Source organism: Lysinibacillus sp. FSL L8-0312 (assembly GCF_038003285.1).
Taxonomy (GTDB): Bacteria; Bacillota; Bacilli; order Bacillales_A; family Planococcaceae; genus Lysinibacillus; species Lysinibacillus fusiformis_D.
Genome location: NZ_JBBOOV010000001.1, coordinates 4,217,197 through 4,228,206, shown reverse-complemented (window position 1 = coordinate 4,228,206; position 11,010 = coordinate 4,217,197). Strand labels below are relative to the sequence as shown.

The 11,010-nt window shown below is 38.6% G+C and carries 9 protein-coding genes; 1 reads left to right on the top strand and 8 read right to left on the bottom strand.

The window, feature by feature from the left end; translation table 11 throughout:
- The 7 genes from MHI22_RS21095 to MHI22_RS21065 form a co-directional block, all read right to left on the bottom strand.
- Complete coding sequence (locus tag MHI22_RS21095; RefSeq protein WP_271913535.1) at positions 1 to 879, bottom strand: aspartate carbamoyltransferase catalytic subunit; 879 nt, start codon at positions 877 to 879, stop codon at positions 1 to 3.
- Between the two features lie 194 nt (positions 880 to 1,073).
- Positions 1,074 to 2,384, bottom strand: a complete 1,311-nt coding sequence (locus MHI22_RS21090; RefSeq protein WP_058843474.1) for a uracil-xanthine permease family protein — start codon at positions 2,382 to 2,384, stop codon at positions 1,074 to 1,076.
- A gap of 17 nt (positions 2,385 to 2,401) precedes the next feature.
- On the bottom strand, positions 2,402 to 2,947 hold the full coding sequence (gene pyrR / locus MHI22_RS21085; protein WP_089931954.1) for a bifunctional pyr operon transcriptional regulator/uracil phosphoribosyltransferase PyrR: 546 nt from the start codon (positions 2,945 to 2,947) through the stop codon (positions 2,402 to 2,404).
- 240 nt (positions 2,948 to 3,187) lie between these two features.
- Positions 3,188 to 4,099 (bottom strand): RluA family pseudouridine synthase, encoded by a 912-nt coding sequence (locus tag MHI22_RS21080; protein WP_036125153.1) that lies wholly within the window; start codon positions 4,097 to 4,099, stop codon positions 3,188 to 3,190.
- Positions 4,096 to 4,575 carry a signal peptidase II gene (gene lspA / locus MHI22_RS21075; RefSeq protein ID WP_036125155.1) on the bottom strand — a complete coding sequence of 160 codons (480 nt, stop codon included), beginning with the start codon at positions 4,573 to 4,575 and terminating at the stop codon, positions 4,096 to 4,098. The genes MHI22_RS21080 and lspA overlap by 4 nt, the downstream gene beginning before the upstream one ends.
- Before the next feature lie 167 nt (positions 4,576 to 4,742).
- Complete coding sequence (locus tag MHI22_RS21070; protein WP_340812634.1) at positions 4,743 to 6,311, bottom strand: sodium/solute symporter; 1,569 nt, start codon at positions 6,309 to 6,311, stop codon at positions 4,743 to 4,745.
- Positions 6,312 to 6,335: 24 nt separating this feature from the next.
- On the bottom strand, positions 6,336 to 6,671 hold the full coding sequence (locus MHI22_RS21065; RefSeq protein WP_036125161.1) for a hypothetical protein: 336 nt from the start codon (positions 6,669 to 6,671) through the stop codon (positions 6,336 to 6,338).
- 203 nt (positions 6,672 to 6,874) lie between these two features.
- Here MHI22_RS21065 and MHI22_RS21060 point away from each other — a divergent pair, with 203 nt between their 5' ends.
- Positions 6,875 to 8,071: a helix-turn-helix transcriptional regulator gene (locus tag MHI22_RS21060; RefSeq protein WP_036125166.1), complete on the top strand. Its 1,197-nt coding sequence runs from the start codon at positions 6,875 to 6,877 to the stop codon at positions 8,069 to 8,071.
- 104 nt (positions 8,072 to 8,175) lie between these two features.
- On the opposite strand, the gene ileS is transcribed toward MHI22_RS21060, so the two are convergent.
- The gene (gene ileS, locus MHI22_RS21055; protein ID WP_036125168.1) at positions 8,176 to 10,944 is read right to left on the bottom strand and encodes an isoleucine--tRNA ligase; all 2,769 of its coding nucleotides are present in this window, start codon (positions 10,942 to 10,944) and stop codon (positions 8,176 to 8,178) included.
- Between the last annotated feature and the right edge of the window lie 66 nt (positions 10,945 to 11,010).

Genomic DNA, 11,010 nt, shown 5'->3' with positions numbered 1-11,010 from the left:
TTATTCTCTCCCCTTTAAAATGGTTTCCATAATAGCCATCCGTGTGTAAACACCGTTCCGCACCTGTTCAAAAATTCGAGAGCGATCACACTCTACTAACTCAGAAGCAATTTCAACATCACGATTTACGGGTGCTGGATGCATAATAATGGCGGATTCTTTCATTTGCTTTTCTCGTTCAATTGTTAAACCAAACTCTTGATGGTAACCTTCCTTTGAGAAGCTTTTATTTACTTTATGACGTTCATGTTGCACACGTAGTAACATAATGACATCACTTATTTCGATCAGATTATCCCATGAATGATGCGCTTCAAAACCGCCAGACCATTCTTCTGGGCAAAGGAAATGAACATTTGCCCCTAAATTTTGTAATGCTGTTGCATTTGATTTGGCTACTCGACTATGAGAGATATCTCCTGCAATTGTGACATTCAACCCTTCGAAACAGCCAAACTCTTTTTTGATGGTATAAAGATCCAATAAGGATTGTGAAGGATGTTGCCCAGCACCGTCCCCTGCATTAATAATCGCTACATTAATACCACCCAGCAGCTCATTGTAATATTCATCTTCTGAAGCTCGAATGATGACAGCATCTAAACCAATCATTTCTAACGTTTTGACAGTATCATACATCGTTTCCCCTTTCGTAACACTCGAAAACCCTGCATCGAAAGGGATAACATGACAGCCAATTTTGTATTCTGCCATTTCAAAGCTTGTTTTTGTACGAGTACTTGGTTCAAAGAATAGATTGGCCACTTTGTACGGGCGAGATAACGATGATGTTTCACCATTTTCAAATGCTTGCGCAAGATCTAGGATTTGGTTAATCTCTTCTGTTGTTAAATGTTCCATCGATAATAAGTTCTTCATCATGTGACCTCCATTAGGTTGTGAATCGTGAACGTCTATGTATGACGTTCTCTGTATATAAAGTAAAAGCCCCGTTGATGTCATCAACGAGGCATAAGGAGGCGTGACAAACTACAGCAAGACATACATCCTACTTCAGCCTGTCCACAACTTCCCTTTTTTTGCCTCTCTGGACAATTCATTAAAAGGTACTACTATGAATCTTTATTTTGATTGTATTGTACAGGTATATCTGCTTCTTTCTTACCTGGTAGAATCGCATTCAATAGCACACCGATAATCGCGGCTAGCGCCATCCCTTCAACACTTAATGATTCAGAGATAACAAACTTGGCACCGCCAATACCAATGACTAATATGACTGAGGCAATAACTAGGTTACGGCTATTACCAAAATCAATATGATTATCTACTAGCATACGTAGGCCACTTGCTGCGATTATTCCGAAGAGTAAGATGGACACTCCCCCAAGTACTGCGGTTGGAATCGTTGCAATCACTGCCATTGCTTTCCCGAAGAATGATAGTAAGATGGCAACCACTGCTGCACCTGCAATAACGTAAATACTGTACACTCGAGTAATAGCTAGTACACCAATATTTTCACCGTAAGTTGTTTTCGGAGGCCCCCCGATTATAGCACTCACAAATGTTCCAAGTCCGTCTCCTAATAGGGAACGGTGCAACCCTGGCTCTTTAATATAATCTCGATCTACTACTTTTCCTAATACTAGCTGGTGACCAATATGTTCCGAAATTGTTACAATCACGATTGGTACCATGATAAGTAGAATTTTTGTTGTTATTTCAAACTCATAATGCACACCTGGTATTAAGAAATCAGGCATTGCGAAGAATTTTGCTTGGGCAATTGGTGTATAATCTACGATGTCTACGATCATGGAGTAAATATACCCTACGATTAAGCCCATCAAAATTGGCATAGTGCTTAAAATTCCTTTAAAGAAAATCGTAAAGATAATCGCTGTAAAGACCGTAACTAAAGCAGCTGAGAAGTGTAAAAAGCTATACTCTCCATTGACGTTCATGGCCATATTCACAGCTGTACCAGATAGTCCAAGTCCAATTACCATAATAACTGGACCTACCACGATTGGCGGCAAAATTTTCATAATCCACTTATAACCACTTTTCCAAATGATTAAGGATACAATTCCATACGTAATCCCGACAGCCATCGCACCGATCATGGCATTGCCTGGGTGGACACTCGAGCCATCATCATTTAAACCGCCTGCCGCAAGTATGATTGGTGCTATAAAGGCGAAGGACGACCCTAGATAGGCTGGTACTTGAAATTTCGTAATTAATAGGAAGAATAATGTAGCAATCCCGCTTGTTAAAAGAGCAATCGCTGGACTAAGTCCTACTAACTGTGGCACTAAAATTGTTGATCCAAACATCGCAAACATATGCTGGAAACTTAATGTCACAAGCTGAAGTGGAGTTGGTTTATCCTTAATATCTAAAACTGCATTTGACATATTGTTTCCTCACTTTATTATTCGTCTTCTTTATAAATAATGACGCAATCTTCTCCATCTACTTCTTGTAAGTTGACAATGATGCGCTCAGAGCCAGAAGTCGGAACATTCTTCCCTACATAGTCTGCTCTAATTGGCAACTCTCGATGCCCTCTATCCACTAGCACGGCTAGTTGAATTTGAGCAGGTCTCCCCAAATCCATTACAGCATCCAGTGCTGCACGTACTGTTCGTCCTGTATAAAGTACATCGTCTACTAAAATGATCTTTTGATTTTTCACTACATACTCAATATCAACTTGTTCTACATGTGCTTGTTCGTTTTCATGTTTGGTTGTTAAATCATCTCTGTATAGCGTAATATCAATTTCCCCTGTACGAATAGGTTTACCTTCAATTTTTTCAATTCGTTGTGCCAAACGTTTGGCTAGAAAGGCACCTCTTGTTTTAATGCCAACTAAAATACATTCATCGATTCCTTTGTTGCGTTCAATAATTTCATGGGCAATACGTGTGAGTGCCCTTGTCATTGATGGGCCATCTAATAATTCATTTTGTGCCATATCCGTTCCTCCTCTCTCTACTCTAGTGTCAGCCATGTGTCCATAAAAAAACCTCTCGAGGCGAATAGCCTGAGAGGGGTTGTATACGTGTCGAAAAAAGCATGTCGAAAAATTTGCAGCACAAATTTTTGCAACACTATCACATGTCCCTTCTCAGCCTCTCTGGACTGCTATTAAAGGTGAATATTTAGTTATGTTGTTCATTCACTGTGGTTAGTATAGACTTTCTTTTCTTATTCGTCAATGCCTATTTCGTAAATCATTTAATAATTGCTCATAATCAACTGGAAGTGGTGTTTCAAACTCCAAATATTCACCAGAAGAAGGATGATCAAATCCTAAAGTTGCAGCATGCAAAACTTGTCCACCAAAGTCTATTGTCTTTTTCGGACCATATTTTGGATCTCCCACTAGTGGGAAGCCGATATAATTCATATGCACACGAATTTGGTGTGTACGTCCCGTTTCTAAACGACATTCTACTAGTGTATAATCACCAAAACGCTCCACAACTTGGAAGTGTGTCACCGCATGTTTACCGTTATCAACGACTGCCTGTTTTTGACGATCCTTTTGATCGCGACCAATCGGTGCATCAATTGTCCCCTTATCATGTGCGATATGACCGTGTACAAGGGCAATATATTTACGTGTCACCGTTTTATTCACTAACTGATTCACTAACGATTCATGGGCTGTATCATTTTTAGCCACCATTAATAGACCTGACGTATCTTTATCAATACGATGGACAATACCAGGTCGCATCACACCATTAATACCGGATAAATCCTTACATTGATACATTAAACCATTTACCAGTGTACCGGACATATGGCCTGGTGCTGGATGAACGACCATCCCCTTTGGTTTATTGACAACAAGGACATCTGCATCCTCATAAACAATATCCAAATCTAATTTTTCGGCTATTACATCTAGAATTTCTACTTCTGGTACATCAATCAAGATGACATCACCAGCTTTTACTTTATATTTTGCTTTTACAGCATCGCCATTCACTTTGATAATCCCATCATTAACCCAGTTCCCAATTTGTGTACGTGACCACTCTGATTGTAAGCTTGAAAGTGCTTTATCAATGCGCTCTCCTTGCTGCTGTTCTTCGATTGTATATGTTACTTGCGTCATTGTTTCACCTGTTTCTTTTCTTTTTTATCTTCCATAATCAAACCAATCATTAGTACAACGACAGCTATAGTTAATGCAGCATCTGCCACATTAAAAATAGGGAAGTCATAATTAATAATTGGAATTAAAACATCAACAAAATCGACCACTTCTCCTCTAAAAAGACGATCGATAAAGTTTCCTAATGCGCCACCAAGTAATAGCATTAAACCCACTTGAAAAACGGGCTTTCCTTTTGCCTCTTTATGATAAAAGTAGAGAATGGCACAAATGACAGCAACTGTCACGATACTAAATAACCACATTTGCCCTTCTAGCATCCCCCATGCTGCACCTCTATTACGATGAGATAAAATGCCAAACCATGGGTCCCACACAGCAATGCGTTCAGCATACTCCATATTTTTCACAATTAGCCATTTTGTCCATTGATCTAATAAAACGACAAAAGCAGCCAATCCATAATATTTATACACAGTCATTCCTCCGTTCACTCAACATCTTACCTATTCTACCATAACAGCACCCATCACAATAACTAATATCACATCAAAAGATGGCGGATGCCCAATCTCCTTCAAGAATATAAAAAAGCTATTTCTATTTACTTTTTAAGCAATAGAAATAGCTCTGACTTGTTGAGTTAAACGGTTTCAGATTCTTTCGAATGCACTCGCTTCATGAAATCATTGACATCAGCCGGAACTTTACGATCTAGTAGTGACACGATAATAACAGATAAGAAGCCAACCGGTACTGTCACAATACCTGGTATTTTAAACTGCAAGAAACTTGGTAATGTTCCTGGTAAAAAGATCATCCACATTGACACGCCAAGACCAATGAGCAATCCTGCAATGGTACCCTTCTCTGTGATGCCCCTCCACCAAATACCGAGAATAAAGATTGGCGTGAATGTACTTGCTGCAACCGTAAAGGCGAGCGCCACTAAATGACCGATGGATGCATCCTTGACAAGTAAACCAAGTGCTCCATATAAAATCCCTAATAATACAATGGCCACTTTACCAGCAACCACACGTTGTTTTTGTGTTATATCCTTTTTCATAATATTGGCATATAAATCATGGGCTAATGCGCCAGAGCTTGTAATAAATAGCCCTGAAAGATTAGAGAAAATAGCTGCAAATGCACCTGCAATTACTAAACCAAGTAACCATTTACCACCTAGCGCAAGGGCTGTCGTCGGAATGACCATGTTATTCCCACCTAATACTAAATCACGCATTACCTCCTCACTAGCTGTTCCCGAAATGAAAATAGATCGGCCTACAACACCTAAATAAACAGCTAATAAGAAAAACGTACTAGCAATGCCAATAGCCATGAGCGCAGATTTACGCGCTGCTTTAGCACTTGGGTTTGTATAAAAGCGTAATAATATATGGGGAAGCCCAATTGTCCCTAAGGCTAAACCAATGGTCATACTAATAGTTTGCCAAAATGTTGGGAAATAAAAGCCTGTGCCTGTCCAAGCGGCACCATCAAAATTCACATCATTACCATCTAAGGCATACGGAGAAGTTCCTGTAATAGGGCCACTGAATGAATGGATGGCAGCTAAAATTTTATCGTAATGCAAACCACCATAAACTGCAGCAATTAACATCACAATAAATGCGCCAAGGCGAATCCACAGCTCCAAAGCTTGGTTGATTGTCGTACCTTTCATTCCACCTATCCCTACATAAAAAACCATGACAACACATGTAAAGATAATGCCAAATTCATAGGAAGTACCAAAAAACATACTTAATATTTGAGCAGCACCTAGTAATTGAGGAGCCGCATAAAAGCCTGAGATGGCTAAAACGACTGCAACCGCTACGAGTCGAGCCCTGCTACTATGAAAACGATAACCTAAAAAATCAGCAACCGTAAATGCACCAAATCTTCTTAAAGGGCCCGCTACGAAAATAGCTAATAATGTTAATCCAATAGAGAAACAAAAAGCATAATAAGCACCATCATAACCTAGTTGAAATGTTAAACCAGCTATTCCAAGAAATGTTGCTGCACTTAAATAATCTCCGCCAATGGCAGAACCATTTGTAAACCATCCAAAGCTTCGGCCACCTACAAAGAAATCCGAAGCTGTTGCATTTCTCTTGGTTAAATACGTAATGTAGACAATCGTTCCCATTAACGCAACGGTCATTAACATCTTTGGTTCTAAAAGAGCTTCCATCATTCAACACTTCCCCCTTTGTTTCACCTACTTATTTGCTATATCGTATTTTTTTAAACGCTTCTCATACATGGCCGTATGCACATACGCAATAATAAAAGCCATAGCCATCATGACAATCGTTGTCACAAACCATGTGACTGTCATACCGCCCCATATTTTCTTGAATGCAAATGCTGGAGCAAACCAATTCATAACAGGAATACTAAAAATCAAAATAAAGTAAAATACCGTTAAGCCTAAACCTGTTGTAAATTCATCCTTCATAATTTTATTTGTTGTTGCATCTAGAGGCGGTAGATCTTTCACATCAATTGTTCCTGCCTCCACGTAGTCATAATCATGACTGCCTACTTCCGCCATAAGCTAACTCCCCCTTTGTCATATCAGTGAATAATTATCTGAAATTTCAAATTATTATTCACTACAATTATTTTATTCTATTTCAACCACAATATAGATATAAAATTTTGCTGTATTAGTACAAATAATTGCTATTTTAAGTTAAAATATTTTTATCTTTTCATTCGTAGGAGGCTGGTAGCATTTTAAAGGTGGTATGGTATATGGAAAGCTCATTTGATAAACAGCAAATGAGTGAATGGTTAAAAGAGGTTTTACCAAATGCTTTGGAGGAGTGTAAAGTGCCTAAGCGAGAAGATGAGGTCATTATTGTCTATGAGGTCAATCGGTTATTTGATTGGGTGAAGATTAATCGATTAAAAAGAAATTATCCTAATAGTATAATTGTCCCAATTGTTACAGAACACCTCACCTACTCGACTGGTATAGCAATTGAATTAGTTTTACCTGCACTTCTCATAAAACCATTACAGAAATCAAAATTTTTACGAATCGTAAAAAAACTGTACACATCCTATCAGGACAAGAAAGCAAGTACACTCACAATGCTTGAGCTATCACAACAAGTGTCCCAGCATCATACCTCTCCGTTCAGAGAAGCATTTTTGAAACGTCTTATACGTGGCGAAATTGATAATGAACAAGAAATCATTCAATCTGCATCATTTTTATCAACAAATTGTATTCCTAATATTGTGTTCCTAATTCAGGGCTATATCGATAGTGATGCTATTCCTCATGACGCAAGCAGTAACATTACAAATGTTTTTCGTCAGCATTTTGCCAATAAAGCACCCTTATCTTTTTTACATTTCGAACGCTACTTATTACTTCTCATGAGAATTCCGACTGAGTATAACTCTTTTAAACATTGGACAGTAGGCGAATCATGTCTATTGGAGGTCATCGAGACACTTAAAAAGGACTATTGTATCCATCTTTTCATGGGGGTTGGAGGAGTGTTTCAGGACGCAATGCACGTAAAGGAGTCCTATAGTCAAGCACGAAAAGCACGTAGAAAACCACCTATAGATAATATTCATATCAGATATTATGAAGATTTAACAAAGCATGTGCAGCTTCAAAAGGCCATTCATTATATTGAAGAACATTATGATGAGCAATTGACCGTTCGTGATGTTGCAAAATATATAAGCTTTAGTCCCACACATTTTAGCAGGCTATTTAAAAAAGAGACTGGTCGTAATTTCGTTGACTATGTTGCCTTTACACGCCTCATCAAGAGCTTACCCTTTCTACGGAAGTACGACTATACCGTAGAAAAGATCTCCTCCACCTGTGGCTTTAATACACCTAATTACTATAGTTTAACCTTTAAAAAATATGTAGGAATCTCTCCAACGGACTATCGCAATACGACAGAAATTTTATTTAAATAATCTAACAAGAATCTGCAAAACCTCCATGAAAAAAAGCAAGCCCCCATCAAGGAGACTTGCGTATGATCTACAATAGAAATGCAGATTCTTATTATTCATTTCCGTTAAACGTAATATTTTTCTACAACTTCTGCACAGCGCGCACAAACTGTAGGATGTGCCTCATTTGCACCAATTGTTTCAGAAATTGACCAGCAACGCTCACATTTCTCCCCTGTTGCCTTCTCAACTACAATGGATACATGCTCAAGTGCTAAAGCTTCAGCAGGCGCCTCATCAATAGTAGCTACTTCAAAAGCAGAAACGATTGAAAGCTGTGCAAAGTCAATGTTCACATCATTCAATAAGGCTACAACATCCTCTTTGGCATATACTGTTACTTTTGCTTCTAGTGATTTACCTATTGTTTTAGCATTACGAGCTTCCTCTAATGCTTTTAAGATATCGTCACGTACATCAATAATATTTTCCCATTTTGTACGTAGGCTTTCAAAATTCTCTTGAACATCTACCTCTGGGAAGTCCGTTAATTGAACAGAAACTTCCTCTACAATACCTTGGGCATGTAGATAAGACCACATTTCATCTGTTGTATGAGGGATGATTGGTGTCATGATTTTAACCAATGTCATTAATGTATCGTAAATAACTGTTTGCATCGCTCGACGATCTTTATTGTCGTGACCTTCGATATAGACAACATCTTTTGCAATATCTAAATAGAATGAAGATAACTCGACTGCGACAAAATTATTGACGATGTGATAAACAGCAGCGAAATCATAACGATCATATGCTGCACGAACAGTTTGTAAGACATCCTGTAAACGCATATAGACATATTGATCCATCTCACGAAGCTCTGCATAGGCAACACGATCTTTCTTTGGATCGAAATCAGCGATATTGCCATGTAAGAAACGAAATGTATTACGAATTTTACGGTACACCTCTGATACTTGCTTTAACATATCCATCGAAATTCGTACATCCGCTGTATAGTCAACAGAAGCAACCCATAGACGAAGAATATCTGCTCCATACTGATCCATTACTTTTTGTGGAATGATCACATTTCCTAATGATTTACTCATTTTACGTCCTTCACCATCAAGAACAAAACCATGTGTTAATAGTCCTTTATATGGTGCATAGCCATTAATAGCAACAGATGTAATAAGAGATGAGTTAAACCAACCACGATGCTGGTCAGAGCCTTCTAAGTATAAATCAGCTGGATATTTCATGCCGCGCTCTACAAGTACACCTTGGTGGGATGAACCTGAATCGAACCAGACGTCCATAATATCATTTTCTTTTGTGAATTCGCCGTTCGGGCTACCTGGATGTGTAAAGCCCTCTGGTAATAATTCTTTTGCTGTTTTTTGGAACCAAATATTGGATCCATGCTCACGGAATAATGCTGAGATATGGCTAATTGTTTCAGGTGTAATAATTGGCTCTCCGTTTTCTGCGTAGAAAATTGGAATCGGCACACCCCAAGCACGTTGACGTGAAATAACCCAGTCTCCACGATCACGAATCATATTATAAAGACGAGTTTCTCCCCAAGCTGGTGTAAATGCTGTAGCTTTTACAGCTTCTAACAACTCACCACGGAATGCTTCAACAGAGGCAAACCATTGTGGTGTCGCACGATAAATAACAGGTTTTTTCGTACGCCAGTCATGTGGATAAGAGTGCGTAAAGAAGTCAAGTTTTTCTAATGCATCTACTTCTTTTAGTTTTTCTGTTACAAGTTTGTTGGCATCATTATAAAACACGCCTTCAAAACCAGGTGCTTCATCTGTATAACAGCCGCTATTATCAAGAGGGCTAAGAATGCCTAAACCATATTGTTTACCAATATGATAATCGTCTTCCCCGTGTCCAGGAGCTGTATGAACACAACCTGTACCCGCTTCAGCAGTTACGTGTTCTCCTACCATAATAAGAGATTCACGATCATAAAATGGATGCTGCGCTACAAGACGATCAAGTGCTTCCCCTTTTACTTCTTGAACAACCTCATAGTCTTCCCATCCAAGGGCATTCGCTACTGATGTTAATAATTCTTTGGCAATGATGAATTTTTTATTAGCTACAGCAACTACAACATACATAAATTCAGGATTTAAAGAAATGCCTAAGTTTGCTGGTAATGTCCAAGGTGTTGTTGTCCAAATAATAAATTTAGCATCTGCTGGTACAATGCCTTTCGCATCTTTAATAGCAAAGCTAACATAGATTGATGGTGATTTGATGTCCTTATATTCAATTTCAGCTTCTGCTAAAGCAGACTCAGAAGATGGTGACCAATAAACTGGTTTTAAGCCTTTATAAATGTAACCCTTTTCAGCCATTTTACCGAACACTTCAATTTGACGTGCTTCAAATTCAGGCTTTAATGTAATATAAGGGTTTTCCCAATCACCACGAATGCCTAGACGACGGAATTGGGCACGTTGATTATCAATTTGCTCATATGCATACTCTTCACAAAGTTGGCGGAATGCTGCTACTGACATTTCTTTACGCTTTACACCTTTGTTTGTCAGTGCTTGTTCAATTGGTAGACCGTGCGTATCCCAGCCTGGAATATAATTCACATGGTAGCCAGTCATTGAACGATGACGTGTAATCATATCCTTCAATACTTTATTTAAGGCATGGCCGATGTGGATATCACCATTTGCATAGGGAGGACCATCATGTAGAACATATTCTGGACGATCGGCAGTACGTTCCATCTGTAATTTGTTAATATCCATGTCATTCCATTTTTCTTGCGTTTTTGGCTCATTCGCCGGTAGATTCCCACGCATTGGGAAATCTGTTTTTGGCATTAATAACGTATCTTTGTATTCAACCATTAAAATTCCTCCTTTATTTTACCCAAGCATATAGACAATTACTTCTAGGACAGTTATTGGCAAACG